Origin of the sequence: Bacillus sp. A1, from assembly GCF_042296235.1 — a bacterium.
GTDB classification, from domain to species: Bacteria; Bacillota; Bacilli; order Bacillales; family Bacillaceae; genus Bacillus; species Bacillus velezensis.
The window spans coordinates 2,001,709-2,021,413 of sequence record NZ_CP141181.1; the positions used below are offsets into that span (position 1 = coordinate 2,001,709).

The following is a 19,705-nucleotide window of genomic DNA, read 5'->3' on the forward strand; positions in this document are numbered from 1 at the left end:
TGTGAAGCACTCCTTTTTCATTAAGTTAACTTGAGCTCTTCAATCGTTTTTTCCCGCAGCTTGAATTTCTGAATTTTTCCGGAGGCTGTCATTGGATATTCATCTGTAAACAAAACATACCTGGGGACTTTATAGCGGGCGATATGTTCTTTGCAAAAGGCTCTGATGTCTTCTGCGGAAGCGGTTTGTCCGTCTTTGAGCCTGATCCACGCCGCGGCCTCTTCTCCGTATTTCGGATCAGGCACGCCGACGACCTGAACGTCTGCTACCGCGGGATGCCGATATAACATTTCCTCAATCTCGCGCGGATAGATATTTTCGCCGCCCCTGATCAGCATGTCTTTCAGACGGCCCGTGATTTTGCAGTATCCGTCCTCGTCCATGACCGCTAAATCACCGGTATGCAGCCAGCCGTCTTTGTCTATCGCTTCTTCGGTCGCTTCTTGATTTTTATAATAGCCTTTCATGACATGATATCCGCGGGTGCAGAGCTCTCCTTGTTCGCCCCGGGCGGCTTCTTGGGATGTTCCGGGCCGAACGATTCTGACTTCGATATGGGGAAGCGCGCGCCCCGCTGTTTCCACTCTTCTTTCAAATGAATCATCCGTTCTTGTCTGCGTAATAACAGGTGATGCTTCGGTCTGTCCGTAGGCAATTGTAATGTCGGTCATCCCCATTTTGCCGATCACTTCTCTCATGACTTCCGCCGGGCATGGCGAGCCTGCCATAATCCCGGTTCGGACGTGGGAAAGATCATATTCAGAAAAACGGCTGTCATTTAGGAGGGCGATAAACATCGTCGGTACACCGTGCAGAGCCGTGCAGGCTTCTTTCTCCACCGTTTTCAGAACGGCCGGCGGAGAAAACTGTTCGATCGGAATCATCGCCGTACCCGCGGAAACACATGCCAGCACGCCGAGCACACACCCAAAGCAGTGGAAAAACGGAACGGGAATACATAAACGGTCACATGAAGTAAGCTTCATGCATTCTGCGATATTGGCCGCGTTATTTACGATATTAAAATGTGAGAGCATGACGCCTTTCGGAAATCCGGTCGTACCTGATGTATATTGCATATGAATGCAATCACCCTTTTCCAGGCTGTCCATCCTTCCGTCAAGCTCTGCATCCGTTACAGACTCGGCATCCTTCAGCAAAGAATCCCAACGGTGCATCCCGGGCGGGCTTTTATCACCGATATATAACACCGTCCGTAAAAATGGATAACGTTTCGAACGCAGCCTGCCGCGCTCACACGTTTTCAGCTCCGGAATCAGCTTATTCACCATCTCAACATAAGATGTCTGCCGGTAGGAATCCATGATTATCAGGGACGAGACATCTGAATGTGCCAGCAGGTAATCGAGCTCTGCGATTTGAAAATTGGTATTAATGGTGACCAGAACGGCGCCGATTTTCGCCGTTGCAAATTGCGCCGCGAGCCATTCCGGAATGTTGGATGCCCATATGGCCACATGATCTCCTTTTTCAACTCCCAGCTTCATCAGCCCTTTTGCGGTTTGCCGGCATAACCGGTCAAACTCGGCATACGTATAACGAAGGCTGCGCTCAGGGTAAACAACCGCTTCATGATCCGGAAAAAGCTTCGCGGTCCGCTCAAGCAGCTTTCCGGCTGTTAAATGGATAAGTTCAGCCATATGACCTGCCCCCTTCCATCCCTGTCTTGGTAAACGTTTTCATTTCACTTCAAAAGCTGTCTTGCGATGACCATTCTTTGAATTTCTGACGTTCCTTCGCCAATCTCCATCAGCTTTGCGTCACGAAGCATACGTTCGACACCGCATTCCTTCATATAACCGGAACCGCCATGAATTTGGATGGCCTGAAGGCACGTTCTGACGGCCATTTCTGAAGCATAAAGCTTGGCGAATGCCGCTTCTTTCGTAAATGGCAGGTTTTGATCCTTCAGCCATGCCGCTTTAAGCACCATCTGTCTGGCAAGGTCAATTTCCATCGCCATATCGGCCAGCTTAAATTGAATGGCTTGAAATGACGATATCGGACTGCCGAACTGCTTGCGTTCCTTCGCATATGACAGCGACGCCTCCAGCGCGCCTTGAGCGATACCGACAGCCAGTGCCGCAATCGAGATCCGCCCGCCGTCTAATGTATATAAAAATTGTTTAAAACCTTTTTCAGGATCACCGAGCAGGTTATCGGCAGGCACCCTGACATCCTCAAGCACAAGCTCGGCCGTATCCGACCCTCTCACACCCATCTTGTCGTACGGATTTGTGATCGTAAATCCCGGTGTGTCTGTGGGGACGATGAGAGCTGAAATGATCGGTTTTCCGGCGGAGTTTTTTCCCGTAACGGCGGTGACAATGACCGTGCGGGCGTAATTTGCGTTTGTGATCCAGCATTTCTCTCCGTTTATCACATAGTCATCGCCCTTTTTCTCGGCTCTTGTCTGGGTGCCGCCGGCATCTGAACCGGCATTCGGCTCTGTCAGCCCGAATGATCCGAGCGCTTTTCCCGAAGCAAGCGGAATAAGATGTTCTTGCTTTTGCTGTTCAGTACCGAAATAGTATAATGGGCTTGCGCCGAGTGACACGGCTGCCGCGTAGCTCAGCCCCGTGCTGCCGCAGGCTTTTCCGATTTCTTCGACCGCTGCTGCATATGAAATGGTATCACCGCCCGCCCCGCCGTATTCTTCCGGAAACGGAATTCCGAGCAGCCCGAGTTCGCCTATTTTTTTAAATGTGTCGATCGGGAAGACGGCTGATTGATCAACCTCATGGGCTTTCGGGGCAATTTCATTTTTGGCGAAATCTCTGACCATTTCGCGCACCATCTGCTGTTCTTTTGTCAGTTGAAAATTCATTAACCTTCCTCCTTCTGCTGCTTTCTACATTTTATTAATGGGGGTCTTTATTCATTCCATCCAAATGAAGTCTGAACATTCGGACTCATCCGCCGCAAAAAAACTGACAGCGCCGCAACTGTCAGTTTTATTAATAATGGCTATTTAATCGTCCGTTTTGCGGAGGGACGGCTCTCATGGTGTAGCCTGTCAACGGAAGTAACGATATAGGTGCAGGCTTCTTCCGCCCGAATATCAGTATCTGAAAATGTCTGCGTCCGTGACGATGTTTTTCTGACTGTATCCACTAAATAAGGCTGCTTTCCCTTTTCTGCGCGGTAAATGGCGTAATAAGCCGTTTTTTTACCGTTGAATTTCGCATCTTCAATATAGAGTGTATGGCCTGAATCGTTCTTCTCCGCCCGTTTGACAGCCGGTTTTTTTAAAGCGGAATGTCCGAGCCAAGGCATCTCGGGAATTAATGCGGGCCGGCTGTACATGTCTTTGATCAAACGGTTTTTCACATCGAGCGGATTACGGTTTAAATCCTTTAAACTGAAATGCATGCTGCCTTTTATCCATGCTGATCCCCTGTTAAGAGCAATCTGTCTTCCGTATTCCCCCGGGTCGGCCCAGGCCGGATCAGCATTGTTGTTGATTTTATAAGCTGCCTGCCCGATATATAAATGCACCGGCCGATTGTTCACTTCTTTTCCCCACCAATCCGCTAAGACGTCATATGCCGCCGCTTTAAATCCGATGCTCCAGTAAATTTGCGGTGCGATGTAATCAATGTATCCTTTTTGGATCCATTCTCTCGTATCAGCATATAAATCATCGTAGTTCCGCACCCCGGCGGCCGTTTCGGAGCCTGTCGGGTCATCTGCGGCATTTCTCCATACGCCGAACGGGCTGATTCCGAATTTGACATAAGGTTTTTCTCGTTTGATGGTTTGGTTGATTTCTTTTACAAGCCGGTTGACGTTATCCCTGCGCCAGTCATCAACTGATGCAAAGTGAGCTTTTCCGTACCGTTCGTATTCCGCCTGATCGGGGAATTCCTGTCCGGCAATTTTATAAGGATAAAAATAATCATCCATATGAACCGCATCAATGTCATAACGGCTGACCACCTCTTTGATTCCATCCGTTATAAATTGTCTTACTTCCGGAATGCCCGGATTATAGTACAGCTGTTTTCCGTATGCAGCGACCCAGTCCGGATGGGAACGCGCGGGATGATCGTCTGAAAGCGCATTCAAATTTGTGTGGTTCATCGTGATCCGGTAAGGATTGAACCAAGCGTGAAATTCAAGATTCCGTTTATGTGTCTCTTCAACTAAAAAAGCAAGCGGATCGTAGCCGGGATTTTTGCCTTGTGTTCCTGTCAGATACTCTGACCAAGGCCCGTAATCTGATGGATAAAAAGCATCAGCCGCAGGCTTAATTTGGACGATAACGGCGTTCATCCCCATCTCCTGAACGTCATCCAGCAGCTTGCTGTATTCTCTTTTTTGCTCTTCCGGTGACAGCCCTTTTTTAGAGGGCCAGTCGATATTGGTGACAGACGCGATCCAGACGGCTCTCATTTCTCTCTCCGGCTGAGTGCCGCTTGCTTGTGCGGATGCTGAGAATGTAAAGATGCCGGCTGTCAGTACAACGGCCAAAAACCATATCATGCTAAAACGGCAGCTTTTCATGTTTTTCCCCCTCTCTGCTTTACGGTATTCCGAAGCATTCCGGGCGGTGAATCAGAAAGCCTGCTTTGCTCCTCTCAGCCTAAAAGGGAAAGAAAAAAGTCCTAAAGCGAATAAAACGCTTCAGGACTTTTTATGTTTCATGGCGGCGAGCACGTCAATGATCTTCGTTCCGACGCCGACACAAGTTTCAAGAATGGCCTGCGCTCCGGCGATGGACAAAATGAAAATAACCGGATGTGCATAGCGGGGCCAGACCAAATAGCAGATGCCGATCAATATGGCGCACCAGACACCCGCACACCAATAACATTGCAGCATATAACCGAATGCGGAGGAAGGGACTTTTTTTTGGACGGCGCGCCCGTTTTGATCGACGGTTTTTTCTTGCTTTATAAAGGGTTTTCTTATGAATTCCGTAATCTTATCAAATACGATCAAATGGGTCAGCCGGTAGCTGGCAAGAATAATCATTACATACGTAAGCCAAGATAGGTTCGTCATGTCAAAGCCTCCAAAAAAACTGAGTTTGATTCCCCTATCTTGCCCTTTGTCTTCTTCAGCCATTCTGCCGGATGTTACAGATTCCGCTCCAAGCGTCTTCCGCTGTTTGCAATGATGTCCAGTATGACCTCAGCATTTTGCTGTGCAAAGGCGGGTTCAAACATATCTTTATGGGCGCCCCCGCCTTGATATTCCTGATAGAGTCCCGTTGTGGCGCCTTCCCATTTCATCGGCTCGGTCTTATCACTGTGCTCTTCCTTTATGCCGGCCTCGATAAAATGGAGGTTTGCAGCGATTTGGCCGTCATTTATCAGTTCCGCCCAGTACGTTTGATAGCGCTCTGTCTTTTTGATGACTGCTTCTCTGACGGCTTCCGGGACGTTGTCGGCTGTTGCGTTTGTTGGCTGCGGCGGCAGTGCGTCAAGCTTTCTGTACGCGTCTGCGATAATGACGTCACTGATTTCTAAGCCGCGCTTTTCCATCGCTTTTGCCGCCTCGAATGCCGTATTGCCGCCTGCCGAATATCCGAAGAGGATATAAGGGCCTTCCGGCTGGATTTCCAGCATTTTATCAATGTATTGTTCCATTCTGCTGTCTTCTTCAATAAAGTTAAAACCGTACACAGCAGCCCGTCCATTTAATGCCGCCGCAAGATCTTTAAAGAAAATGCCGAAACCTGAGATAGGCGGAAAACAGAAAAGATTGCGGCCTTTCGGCTGGTTCAGTCTGCTGATATGCTGCTCTGCAGCTTCTGACAGTGTGCTGGAATATAGCTTTTCAGCCAATTGTTCAATTGTCGGATATTCAAATATCATTTCAATCGGCACATCCATCTGCTGCCTGGTCTTCAGCTGATGAATCACTTGCAATGCTTTCAAAGAATGGCCGCCCAGCTCAAAGAAGTCATCCTGTATGCCCAGCTCCCCGCAGCCGAGGATCGGCGTCCAAATGTCGATCAGCTCACGCTCCACCCAGTTTCGTGGCGGAACGGCTTTTGATGACGTTTTTTTCCGTTCTGGCGCAGGCAGCCCGCGGCGGTCCACTTTGCCGTTTGCGGTAAGCGGCATACGGTCAAGCTTAATCACATACTGAGGAATCATATAGTCGGGAAGCGACCTGGCCAATAGAGATCGAATGGTTTTTTCTTCAACATGCGCGCCCGTATAATACGCACAAAGGATTGCTTCTTGTCCTTCTTTTGCTACGATGACTGCCGATTCCCTGATTCCATCTATTTCAGTCAAGCGTGCTTCAATTTCGGCCGGCTCAATCCGCTTCCCGCGAATCTTGAATTGACGGTCAATACGGCTGATGTATCCGATGCTTCCATCAGGCAGCCAGTGTGCCAAGTCGCCTGTTTTGTAGATCTTTTCTTCAGGATGAATCGGGTGGCTGACAAATGCTTCACTTGTTAAGTCAGGCCTGTTTAAATAGCCTTTGGCAACCCCGTCACCGCCGACACAAAGCTCACCGGGCACGCCGATCGGCGCAAGTCCGCCGTTTTTATCAATGATATACGCGGTTGAATTGCTGATCGGTTTTCCGATTGGGATCGGCTGAGAAAAATCGTGCCTGATTTCGTAAAAGGTAGAAAATGTCGTATTTTCCGTCGGTCCGTATATGTTATAAAGGCTGAGATTCGGACAGCGGTGTCTGACCTTATTGATGAGCGCCGGGGACAATGCTTCTCCGCCGACATATAAGGTGTGCAATCCAGAAAACATCTCCGGATCTGCCTGGGCAAACTGGTTAAAGAGCGCTGTCGTCAAAAACAAAATCGTAATCCGGTTGGATGAAAGATAATTGCCGAACCTCTCAGGCGCAAGCATTGTCGAGCGGTCAACCACATGAAGGCATGCTCCGTTCAAAAGCGCACCGAAGATTTCAAACGTCACTGCGTCGAAACCGATGGACCCTGTCAGAATGAGACGGTCCGACATGCCGGCCGACGTATAATTGCTGTTTGACACGAGCGATACGACGTTTCGGTTGGAAATCATCACGCCCTTCGGTTTTCCTGTTGAACCGGATGTATACATAATATAGGCAAGGTCATCAGGTGCTGTATCGGTATTCAGTTTTCCCGCATCAGCGGTTTGTTTTTCAGCTGCAGCCGGGATAGAGATGATGTGAGAAAAGTCAAAGTCAGTCTCAATCCCTTTTTGCACCGTTAACAGCTGTGCTCCGCTCTCAGTGAGCATATCGGCGATCCTGTCGGTTGGCAGTTCTGCATCAAGAGGAAGGTACGTCCCTCCCGCTTTCAATACAGCGAGAACAGCGATGATAAATTCCGGTGAGCGTTCGGCCAGAATCCCGGCAATTCCCTTTGGCGCCAAACCGTTTTCCAGCAGGGTGCGGGCGAATGCAGTTGACCGTTCATCGAGCTCCCGGTATGTCATCGTCAGCCCGCCGGCGTGAAGCGCTTGATGGTCCGGGGTTTTCTTCACCTGTCGGCTGAACAGGCTGATGATGCTTTCGTCTCTTTCATAAGTTGTTTTCGTGTCATTAAATTCGCCGATTATTCTTGATTTTTCCTTTTGTCCGAGCATCGGAAGCCGATCAGCGGGGACATCGGGATTGAAGGCGGCGCCGCGCAGAGCTTCTTCCAAGTGTCCTTTTACGCTCTCTATCCATACTTCGTCATAAACGTTCGCATTGTAGCTGAATTTGATGAGCAGCTCATCGCCGGGCGCTATGATGAGGTTAAAATCGTAGCCCGATTGTTCCGACACGTTGACATTCCCGATCCGGAACGGTGCATCCGATTCCTTTTCCGCGTCTTTCATCTGCTGCTGGATCGGATAATTTTCAAACACGATGATATGGTCGATTAAATCCTGTTTCAGCTCAGTCTGAGATTGGATGTCAGCAAGCGGATGATAGCTGAACGCCTCTGAATCAAGCATTTCTTTCTGGCAGCGGCCCAGCAGTTCTCTAAAGCTTTCATCACCCGTTTTAATGCGTACCGGCACGGTATTGATAAACAGCCCGATCATGCTTTCCACGCCGTCAATGACGGAAGGCCGCCCTGATACGACGGCGCCGAATACGGCATCGTCCGTCCGGTTGTAGCTCTGCAGCATCAGGCCCCATACAGTCTGCATAAGAACCGCGAGCGTAGCGCCCTCTTCTTTGGCGATGGTTTTCAGCCTGTCTGTCAGATTTTGATCTAAAGAAAACAGCAGCTCTTTCTTACGGTAGCCTTTTTCCTGAGGACGGGCCGATATTTTCGGAAGTCCTGAGGGTGTCTCGCAGCCTGCTAAATATCCTTTCCAATACTCAGAAGCCGCGTCTTTGTCCTGATCAGTCAGCCATGTAATATAAGTGCTGTAAGGCTTTGCGGGCGCCAGTGTGACGGGTGAGCCTGATTCAATCGCCCGGTACATATACATGAATTCCTGAAGGACGATGCCGAGGCACCAGCCGTCCATAAGGATGTGATGGTGGCTCCAGACGCATACATATTCCTCGTCTGCCGTTTTAAACAAAGAAACACGCATCAGCATATCCTTTTGCAAGTCAAAGCCTTTTAAGCGGTCACGTTCCTTAAATCGCTGTAAATAGGCGCTCTGTCCCGCTTCGTCCAAATGTGTAAGATCTTCGCGGTGCAGCCGGAATTCCCGCTCACGCAGCACAACTTGGCGGGGGCCGTTCAGCTGAGCGACATGAGGTAAAAAAACCGTTCTGAAAATATCGTGGCGGCTGATGACAGACTGTACGCTTTGCTCAAACAATTCCGGACGAAGCCGGCCTTTTATGGTGAAGACGGATTGCTCGATATATGCAGCCCCCTCCTTTTGCAGAAAGGAATGAAAAAGCATTCCTTCCTGCATTCGGCTGAGGGGATAAATGTTTTGGATATTTTTCGTTTTGTCCATGTGTTCCTCCCGCTCGGTTTAGTGGAAGCTGAGTAAGTCGGCAATATCCTGCAATGCTTCCTCAGTCAGCTCCCGATCATCAAAGTCACTGACGGTCTTCTCCGTATCGGTTTTGCTGAGGCAGTGTTCCGACAGTTTCAGGAGATAATACCGGCAGCTTTCGGACAGCCGTTCGATCGTATCTTGCCGGAAGCGCTCCGTTTCATAGGAAATGCTGACGGTCATCCGGCCTTTTGCCGCAATCGCGCTGATTTCAAGTGACTGCTCCCGTTTCCATGTATCTGTCACATCATCTCCGCCTCCCAAAGGAGAAAACTGAAACGCGTCAGGCTGTTCCGTTTCTGCCGGATTCCCGCCGGGCGCATCGAATTGTCCGAGATAATTAAAGCTGATCTCCGGTGCTTTCCCGAAAGTCATCCCGGCAAGCTTCGGCGGTGTTAAATATTTGAGGACGCCGTATCCGTTCCCTTTATCCGGAATGCGCCGCAATGTGTCTTTGACGGTTTTCAATGTGCGAATTTCATATTCTTCATGAGGTTCATAAACTCCGCTCCGGAAAAGCACCGGGTAAATGGAAGTGAACCACCCCACCGTCCTGCTGATGTCCGTACCTGCCTGCTCCGATTGGCGTCCGTGTCCTTCAAGGGCGATTTTCAAAGCGTGCCGCGGCGACCACTTTTGAACGGCAAGCACGGCGGAAGCCAAAAGCACATCTTGCGTATCCGTATTGTAGGCGCTGTGCACATCTTTCAACAGGGCGTCCGTTTCACTTTCTGTCAGAGTGAAGGATACCGTGTTCCGTTTTTTTGCAGGAGTTTGAGATAAATCTGCCTGCTCGTAAGGAAGACTTTCTGTTTCATAGTGTTCAATCTCCCGCCAATACTCCGCCTGCTGAAGAAGCTGTCTGCTTTCGGCATAATCGGCCAGCTGCTCCGTATATGTTTTGAATGACATGGTTTTCGGAGGGAGTTTGATTTCCTGTCCAGAGACGGCCTGCTCATAAGCAGAAGCCAAGTCTTCCAATAAAATCCGCCATGATATCCCGTCGACAGCGAGATGATGGACCGTCAGAAACAAGTAATCTTCTGCTTCGGAGCGGAACAGCCCCGCCTGTACAAGCGGGCCGTTCTCCAAATCCATGTTTCTCTGAAGCTCTGCGACGCGGCGTTTTACAAAACGGTCCTTCTCATGCTCATCGCCTTCCGTTTCTAAAATGGTCAGGCTGTAAAGCTGCTCATCTGCGAGGTCAGCCGGTCTGTTGAAGAGGAGAAGACCTTTCTCTTCGTCTTTTTTGCAGACAAGGCGCAAGGCATCATGATGAACGGTAATGGCTTTTAACGTTTTCCTCAGGGCCTCTTCATCTATTGAATTTGTTCTCGTCAGCATGACGGACTGGTTAAAATGGTTTGCTTCCTTCATGTCTTGTGTGAAGAACCATTTGTGAACCGGCGACCACTTCACTTCTCCTTCTGCAGGAGCTTGGCTGACCGGCTGCCGCTCTGTACGGACATAAGGCGCCAGCTCTCTAATTGTCGGCCGGCTGAAAATATCTTTTACGGCGATCTGTTTTCCTGCCTGATGTAATCGGGCTGATACTTGCAGGGCTTTGATGGAATCGCCGCCCAGTTCAAAAAATGATTGATCCGCGGCAATATTTTCAGTCCCGAGCACTTCGCTCCAAATCGCGGAAAGCTCTTTTTCCATGTCGCTTTCAGGCTCGGTAAATGCCCGTCCGGTGTGCGCTTTTTTCTGCGGCTCAGGAAGCGCGCGGCGGTCAAGCTTCCCGTTCGGTGTGACAGGCAGGGCTTCAAGTGTTTCAAAGAACGCCGGCACCATATAAGCGGGCATTTCATTTCTGAGCGCCTGCTGCACGGTTTCACTTTCTGTTCCTTCTTCTGTCACGATATAAGCGCATAGTTCCGTTTGGCCTGCTGATGCGGGCAGAGCGGTGACGGCTGCTTCTTTGACACCTTTTATGCCTGTTAAGGCGGATTCAATTTCTTTCAGTTCCACCCGGTAGCCTCTGATTTTGACTTGCTCGTCCATTCGGCCGATATATTGCAGCGTGCCGTCCGGCAGCCATTTTGCCAGGTCGCCCGTGCGGTACATGCGCCGGTTCTTCCGGAACGGGTCTTGGACAAAGGCTTGGGTCGTTTGCTGAGGAAGATTGCGGTACCCTCTTGCAAGGGCGGAACCCGAGATGCAAAGTTCTCCCGTTACGCCGATCGGCTGCGGGTGATCTCCGTTTAAAATATAAACGTGTGAATGCTCAATCGGACGGCCGATCGTGATGTTCTCACTTTGTTCTATATGTCTTGCCGCTGTAGTGGCGACGCTGTTTTCCGTCGGGCCGTACTCATTGGCAAGCTCAGTGTGTGGACAAACTGATAAACTGCGGCTGATAACGTTTTGGTCGACGGCTTCTCCCGCTAATGTGACAATCCGGAGAGACTCGGCATCACCCGGCTCCAGTACGTCAAGCAGTGTGCGATACAGCACGGGTACAATGATCATGTGAGTGATGCGGTAAGATGCAAGATAGTGTTTAATAGCAAGAATATCTCTTGCTTCATCTTCGGCTAAAACGGCCGCTTTCGCACCGGAAATCAGCGGTGTGAACATACTTGTTACAAAACCGTCAAATGAAAATGAAAAGAGCTGAAGAATCGTATCTTTCTCATTCAGATCATAAAATCCGCTCCGCCATTGAAGGGTTTGGCTGACGGAACGATGTTCGACCATAACCCCTTTCGGCCTGCCTGTCGTCCCGGACGTGTAAATGATGTAAGCCAAATCTTCCGGTGCTGATAATGACTGAACCGGTGATGCGTCTTGTTCTTGGATATCCTCCAGTGCGAGCACTTCACCTTTAAAATGATCAGGCACTTGATCTATTGCGCCGTGTACGGTAAGGAGAAGCGCTGTGCCGCTGTCTGAGATGATATATTGCTTGCGTTCCTCCGGATATTCAGGATCTATCGGGACGTAGGCGCCCCCGGCTTTCCAAACCCCGAAGACTGCCGCGACTTGTTCCGGTGATCTTGGTATCACAATGCCGACGGCGGCATCCGGTCCGATCTGCCGTTTTTGCAGAGCTCTGGCGATTTTATTCGACCATTCATCTAATTCTTTATATGTGATTAAAGTTTCCCTGCTGATAAGGGCTGCCGCATCCGGTGTTTTTCGCGCCTGGGTGATGAACAGTTCATGAACTGTTTTTTCAGGCAGCTGTTGATCCGCCATGCCGTTAAAGTCCGAAAGAATCCGGTCCCGTTCCGGAGCAGTCAGCATGCTGATCGCTTGTAAAGAAGTTTCCGGTTCACGGACAATGTGTTCAAGCATCGTCATAAAGTGGGAAGCCCAGCGCTGCATCGTTTCTTTCCGGAATAAAGACGCCGCATATTCAAACAGAAAATGAATCTGTCCCCCGCCTTCAGAAGCCTGCAAAGTGACATCAAATTTGGAAACCGGACGGGACACGTCCGCAGGCTGAATATGCAAACCGTCCAACAGCAGTTCCTCATGCTCCATATTCTGAACGACAAGCATGGCGTCAAACAGCGGATTGCGGCTTGTGTCCCGCTGCACGCCGAGCCGTTCCACAAGCTCTTCAAACGGGTAGTCCTGATGCTCATACGCTTCAAGCGCGGCCTGGCGGACTTCCGCCAAATAATCGGTAAACCGTTTGTCTCCTTTCGGCTCCGTTCTGATGGCCAGCGTGTTGACGAACATGCCGAGAATCGGTTCAAGGTCTTTGTGCGGACGCCCGGCAATTGGCGAGCCGACGATGATGTCTTCCTGACCGCTCAATCTCGCGAGTAACGCATTGTACGCGGCGAGAAGCACCATATACAAAGTGGAGCCGTGATCCCGGGCGATGCGGTGAAGGCCGGATGCGGTTTCAGCGTCAAGCGTGCACGATACGCTGCCGCCCGCAAAGCTTCTGACAGCCGGACGGGGCTTGTCAGCCGGAAGCTCAAGCACCGGAAGCTCTCCTTCTAGCCGCTTCAGCCAATACGCTTCCTGCTTCTGATATCCTTCTTTCTCCTGAAACGACCGCTGCCAGACGGCATAGTCTTTATATTGAAGGCGCATCGGCGCAAGCGAACGGCCTGCGTACAGCTCGCCGAATTCTTTAATCAAGGTGTTGACGGACACACCGTCAGAAATAATATGATGCATATCCGTTAATAAAAGATGACGTTCGTCTGATTCTTTCACGAGGGCCGCACGGAAGAGCGGCGCTTCCTCCAGACAAAACGGCCGGACGAATGCGTCAGCTGACTCGGCCTCATCCAGCTGAAACGGTACGCTGTCATGGATGCGCTGCACCGGTTCGCCGTCAGGCCCCGTTTCAAAGGACGTTCTGAGCGACTCATGCCGCTCCACAAGCTGCCGGAACGTCTCCTCCAGCCGGCCGCGGTCAAGCGGGCCCGTCAGTTCCAGCACAGCCGGCATATTGTAGCCGACACCGCCGTCTTCAAGCTGCTGGAGCACATACATCCGTTTCTGCGCCGAAGACACCGGGTAGGTGTCCTGTGTTTGCGCAGGCTGAATCGCTTCATACGGGCTCTCTTCCAAGTCCTGAATGACCGAAGCGAGCTCTTCCACCGTCGGCCGGGCGAAGATGTCCTGTAACGGCACCTGAACACCGAACTCTTTGGCGATGCGGGAGACGAGAGCCGTCGCTTTTAACGAATGGCCGCCCCGCTCAAAAAAGTGATCCCGGATGCCGACGGGGCCGTTTTTCAGCACCTCTTCCCAAAGGGCGCAAAGCTTCATTTCCGTGACGTTCCGCGGGGCGGTGTACACCCGTCTGTCTGCCGCTCCGCCGGGAGCCGGCAGCGCGCGGCGGTCAAGTTTTCCGCTCGGCGTGACCGGCCATTCGCTCATCTCTATGAACTGAGCCGGCATCATGTAGGCCGGAAGGCGTGTCGCAAGCTCCGCCCGCACGTCATCGCTTTCCCGTCCTTCGATATAGGCGTAAAGCGCGGTTTCGCCGTGCTCGGTCCGGGCGGTGACCGCCGCCTCACGAATGCCGTCGATGCGCCGGATCGCCGCTTCGATTTCTCCCGGTTCAATCCGGTAGCCGCGGACTTTCACCTGTCCGTCTGAACGGCCGAGCCATTCGACAAGGCCGTCTTCTGTCCAGCGTGCGATATCTCCCGTCTGATACATGCGTTCTCCCGGATAAAACGGATCATCGAGAAAACGCTCCTCCGTCAGCTCAGGCCGGTTCAGATAGCCGCGGGCCACCCCTGTCCCCGCGATGTACAGCTCTCCGATACAGCCCGGCGGCAGAAGCTGTTTCTTTTGATTTAAAATATACAGCCGCATGTTATGTCCGGAAATGCCGATCGGAACATTGTGAAATTCTTTTCCTTGCGGCAAATCAAAGTACGCCGCTTCTACTGTCGCTTCCGTCGGACCGTAGGAATTTGTCAATTCCGTTCCCGGCAGAAGGTCATAAAAACGGGAAGCCAGGTGCGGGCCCAATTGTTCGCCGCCGGCAAAAACCCTTTTTAAGCAGGTCTTTTTGATCGGCTGTTTTCTGGAATTTATATATTCCAAGAAAGCATGAAGCATGGATGGCACAAAATGGGCCGCCGTTATGCGGTTATTCTCCAATGCGTTCAGTATCATTTCAGGGTCTTTCTCGCCGCCTTGCGGAAGGAGGAAAACAGAAGCTCCCGCGATCGGCCACCAAAACAGCTCCCAAATCGAAGCGTCGAAAGAATATGATGTTTTATGCAAAATGATGTCAGAATCACTTAATCCATAACGCGTTTGCAGTGAGTATAAAAAGTTTACGGCTGACCGATGTTCAACCTGCACGCCTTTTGGGCGTCCCGTAGAACCGGATGTATAGATGATATAAGCCAATGAATCAGGTTTTACCGGAACGTTAGGGTTGGCCGCAGCTTCCGGGTTTCCTGTTTGTCCGCTTTTCAGAGAGATCATTTCTCCCTCAAAAAGATCTGCGGCCAAAAGTTCTGGTTCTGCCAGTAAGAATCTCACGCCGCTGTCTTTCAGTAAAAAACGAATCCGCTCTTTGGGGTAATCCGGATCAATCGGCAGATATGCACCGCCTGCTTTTAAGACAGCGTAAATGCCGATCAGCATGTCAGGAGAACGCCGGCCCATAATGGCAGTTTTATCCTCCAGCCTTATCCCCCGCTTGATCAGCTGATGCGCAAGCTCGTTTGCCCTTTCGTTCAGTTCCTGATACGTAATCGAAATGTCATCAGTTAAAATCGCCGGACGGTCCGGCGTTTTTTCCGCCTGCTGTTCCAGCAGATCATGAAGAGACTGATGAAGCGGAAACGCTGTTTTCTGCAAGGGGCTGAAATCTTGAAGCAGAGACACTTCTTCTTTTTCTGTCAAAACAGAAATATCGTCTAATTCCAAGCCCGGATCAGCCGCGGCGTTTTCGGCAAGTGTCGTAAAAAATTCGGCCCATTTTTGAATCGTTTTTCTCTTAAACAAATCGGTGCTGTATTCAAACTGGCAGTACAATTCACCGGCGTTTTCAGAGATGTACAGCGATAAGTCAAATTTAGAAATCGGCAGGCTGACGTCTGCCGGCTGCAGTTCAAGTCCGGCTGCCCTAAGCTTCTGCTGTTCCATATTTTGCAGCGCAAATGTTGTGTCAAACAGCGGATTTCGGGACATGTCCCGCGGCACACCGAGCTTATCGACGAGCTCTTCTAACGGGTAATCCTGATGTTCGTAAGCCTCAAGCGCTGTTTGGCGAATTTCCTTTAAATATTCTTTGAATGTCATGCTTCCGTCGGGACGCGTCCTGAAAGCAAGCGTATTGACAAACATGCCCAGAACGGCGTCAAGGTCGGCATGAGGCCTTCCTGCAATCGGAGACCCGACAATCATATCTTCCTGTCCGCTTAAACGGGCTAACAGAACCGTGTACACACCAAGCAGCGTCATATACAGTGTGCATTTGTTTTCTTTCGCCAGCTTTTTCAACTGTGCTGTATGTTTTTCGCTGATGACAAATGACACCCGGTCACCGGAAAAGCTCCGCACGGGGGGACGCGGCTTATCAGCCGGCAATTCAAGCACGGGAATCTCACCGGCAAGCCGGTTCAGCCAGTACTCCTCTTGTTTCCGATATGCGGCGCCCGCCATAAATGATTGCTGCCAGACGGCATAATCTTTGTATTGAATCCGTAACGGCGGCAGACTTCTCTCAGCATACAGCTCACTGAATTCACGTATCAAAAGATTGACGGATACGCCGTCTGAAATAATATGATGCATGTCAGCTAAAAGCAGATGCCGGTCTTTTTCTATTTGGACAAATCCCGCCCGGAAAAGGGGCGCTTTGCCGAGATCGAACGGCCGGATAAACGCTTCGGCTGATTGTTCTTTTGTAAATGCAAACGGCACGTCGTCATGAATCCTCTGCACGGGCAGGCCGTTTTTTTCTTCAAAGGACGTTCTGAGCGGTTCATGCCGCCCGATCAATTCCTTGAACACGGCTTCCATCCTATCTCGGTCAAACGGCCCCCTCACCTCTAAAACGGCTGGAATGTTATAGCTGACACCGCCATTTTCAAGCTGGTGAAGGACGTACATCCGTTTTTGGGCGGATGAGACAGGATATGTTTCTTTCGTTTCTGTCTTTTCTATGGATGCGAACGGGTTCTCTTCTGCTTCACTGATGATTTTAGCGAGTTCTTCTACAGTCGGATGGCTGAAGACATCGCTCAGCGGGATTTGCACACTGCACTCTTTAGCTATTTTTGCAACGAGTGCCGTCGCCTTTAATGAATGGCCGCCAAGCTCGAAAAAGTGATCGTGAACGCCGATCGGGCCGGTTTGAAGCACTTCTTCCCATATGCGGGTAAGCTTCAGCTCCGTCACATTCCGGGGAGCTGTATATCGACGGCCCGCTGCGTACGCCGAAGCTTCTGGAAGGGCCCGCTGATCGACTTTTCCGTTCGTAGTGAGCGGAATCGAGTCAACGAAAGCCCATTTGACCGGAATCATATACTCAGGCAGCTCTTTAGCCAAATCTCTCCGCAGCTGAGAAGGATCAGTCGCTTGTGAGACGCTGCAGTAAGCGCATAATTCATTTTCGCCCGACTCATTCGTTTGAATCAGAACGGCAGCTTCTTTCACGGCATGATGATTTGCCAGGACAGTTTCAATTTCCTTCGGTTCAATCCGGTACCCTCTGATCTTCACTTGATCATCTGTCCGGCCGATGTATTCAATTTGGCCGTCCGCACGCAGTCTTGCCAAATCTCCGGTCCGGTACATGACGGCGTCCGTTCTGAACGGATCGGGCAAAAATTTCTCTTCGGTCAGCGCCGGATTGTTCACATAGCCTCTTCCTGTATTCGCTCCGGAAATATACAATTCTCCCGCAATTCCGAGAGGCTGAAGCTGCCTATTTTTGCTGAGAATATACATCTTGTTATGATGGATCGGTTTCCCGATCGGCGGATGTTCAGGTATGTCATCTCCCGCAGAAATCGTATACGTTGAAACCACATGAGTTTCTGACGGGCCGTAATGATTATGCAGATGCATACCGTGTGAACGGAGCGTCTGCCTGAACAAACGCGAAACGGTCAGCTGCTCCCCGGCCGTAATGACATGCTTCACACAGCGGGGAAAAGACTGTGCATAACCTTCTTCATTGAAAAGCATCTTGACAAACGCAGTCGGGAAAAACACCACTTCCGTGTTGTGCTGATCAATAAACGAAAACAGCTGAGAAACATCCCGTTTGATTGATTCGGGCACGATACAGAGGGTGCCGCCGCTCAAGAGTACTGAAAATAACTCCTGATAGCAGACGTCAAACGCCAAAGATGCGTACTGCAGCACATTTGTGCAAAAATCAATGTCTGTGTTCGTCAATTGGTGAGAAAGCAGGTTGGCCATATTTTTATGTTCGAGCAGCACGCCCTTCGGTTTCCCTGTCGTACCGGATGTATAAATCATATAAAGGAGGTCGTCCGCCGTATTAATGGATTGCACATTGCTTCCGTCCGCTTCCGTCCCGGCCTCTTCTATGTATGTAACTTGCAGCGTTTGTTCCGCGGGGACTGACTGATGCCGCTCTGTTACAACATGGACGCAGCCGCTGTTTTCAATGACATATCGGATACGCTCCTTTGGACTGCCCGGATCTATCGGGACAAAGGCGCCGCCCGCTTTTAAAATACCGAGAACAGCCGCCGCTAAAGAAGGGGAACGGCCGAGCATGACGCCTACCGGCTCCTCCCGCTTTAAACCGCGTTTTTTCAGCAGGCGTGCCAGCTTATTAGCCGATTCGTTCAGCTCTTTGTACGTCACTGACTCACCTTCATACCGAATCGCGATTTGATCCGGCGTTTTTGCGGCCTGCCGTTCAAACATTGCATGAACCGTGTCATATTCAGGCTTTTCGGCCTCTTCAGAAATCGGCGCAAGCAGCTGCGCTTTTTCCTCTGGAGTGATGATTTCAAGCTTGTCCGACGTGGTGTCCGGTTTGTCGAGAACCTGGGAGACGATGTGTGCCAAATGGCCTTTGATATTTTCAATAAATTGGCGGTCATACACGCTTGAATCGTATCTCATTTTCAAGTGAATCTCGTCACCCGGCGCCACCATCAGGTAAAAACTGTAGTTGGTTTCGTCTTCCATGCTGAAATCATGGATGTGAAAAAGGTCTTTCGTGTCCCCCTTGCTGTTCAGCACATCAAGCTCCTGTTCAACCGGATAATTCTCAAAGACAAGAATGTGGTCAATTAAGCCTTGTTTTACCTGTGAATTCGCCTGTATGTCATAAAGCGGATGATAGCTGTAAGCCTGTCCTTTCAAAGCGTCCTTTTGCACGTTTTTGATCAGCTTTTGAAACGGGATGTCCGCCCCGCTGATCCGGACAGGCACGGTATTAATGAACAGGCCGATCATTCGCTCGATGCCTTCGATTTCAGACGGCCTTCCGGAAATGACAGAACCAAAAACCGCATCTTCTGTCTGGTTATACGCCTGAAGCAAAATGCCCCAGAGCGTGTGGAAAATGGTGCTCAGCGTGACCTCTTCTTTTACGGCCAGCTCTTTCAGGTTAGCCGTGTCCTCTTTTGAAAAGGAAAACGTCACTTCCTCTTGTCTGCTTTCGCCGGCTTTTTTCTGCTTCGGCAGAACAGTCTGCTGTTCAAAGCCTTCAAGATACCGCTCCCAGTACGAAGCGGCTTTTTCTTTATCTTGCTCCATCAGCCACTTGATGTAGGTCCTGTACGGTACAGCGGGCTCAAGCGTTAACGGTGTCCGGCGGAGCCGCGAGGCGTATATCTGGAAGAACTCTTTCAGCACGATTCCGAGACACCAGCCATCCATAATAATGTGATGGAAACTCCATATGCACGTATATTCACATTCACCGGTTTGAAGCAGCGTCACCCGCATCAGCATGTCTTTTTGCAGATGAAACCCTTTCTCACGGTCTCTTCGTTTGGCTTCTTCGATATACTTGATTTGATCAGCCTTATTTAAATTAGTGAGATTTTCCTCAATAATGCTGACGTTCCGCTCTTTTAATACGACCTGCTGCGGCACGGACACGTTCTGGCTGATAAAGATCGTTCTGAAAATATCATGTCTTTCGAAAAGGGCATGAACGCTCTCTTCAAACACGCGGGTGTCAACCTTCCCCGTTATTGAAAAGGAGGCCTGCTCGGCGTAAGCCTGTGATTCCTTTTGCAGGAGGGAATGAAAAAGCATTCCTTCCTGCATATAAGACAGCGGATAAATATCCTGAATTGCATTCTTTTTTGTCATGTTAT

At 50.4% G+C, this 19,705-nt stretch carries 6 protein-coding genes; all 6 read right to left on the minus strand.

Going from position 1 to position 19,705, the window contains the following annotated elements; all coding sequences use genetic code 11:
• Positions 1–20: 20 nt before the first annotated feature.
• The 6 genes from U2H13_RS09735 to U2H13_RS09760 all read right to left on the minus strand — a co-directional run bounded on the left by U2H13_RS09735 (position 21) and on the right by U2H13_RS09760 (position 19,700).
• On the minus strand, positions 21–1,661 hold the full coding sequence (locus tag U2H13_RS09735) for an AMP-binding protein (RefSeq protein WP_095060167.1): 1,641 nt from the start codon (positions 1,659–1,661) through the stop codon (positions 21–23).
• Between the two features lie 44 nt (positions 1,662–1,705).
• Positions 1,706–2,848: an acyl-CoA dehydrogenase family protein gene (locus U2H13_RS09740; RefSeq protein WP_017417916.1), complete on the minus strand. Its 1,143-nt coding sequence runs from the start codon at positions 2,846–2,848 to the stop codon at positions 1,706–1,708.
• Positions 2,849–2,988: 140 nt separating this feature from the next.
• Complete coding sequence (locus U2H13_RS09745) at positions 2,989–4,527, minus strand: glycoside hydrolase family 10 protein (protein WP_376700794.1); 1,539 nt, start codon at positions 4,525–4,527, stop codon at positions 2,989–2,991.
• A 120-nt stretch (positions 4,528–4,647) separates the two neighbouring features.
• On the minus strand, positions 4,648–5,028 hold the full coding sequence (locus tag U2H13_RS09750; RefSeq protein WP_014418069.1) for a DUF1360 domain-containing protein: 381 nt from the start codon (positions 5,026–5,028) through the stop codon (positions 4,648–4,650).
• A 74-nt stretch (positions 5,029–5,102) separates the two neighbouring features.
• Positions 5,103–8,906: a non-ribosomal peptide synthetase gene (locus U2H13_RS09755; protein ID WP_095060171.1), complete on the minus strand. Its 3,804-nt coding sequence runs from the start codon at positions 8,904–8,906 to the stop codon at positions 5,103–5,105.
• A gap of 18 nt (positions 8,907–8,924) precedes the next feature.
• Complete coding sequence (locus U2H13_RS09760; RefSeq protein WP_376700795.1) at positions 8,925–19,700, minus strand: amino acid adenylation domain-containing protein; 10,776 nt, start codon at positions 19,698–19,700, stop codon at positions 8,925–8,927.
• Positions 19,701–19,705: the final 5 nt, after the last annotated feature.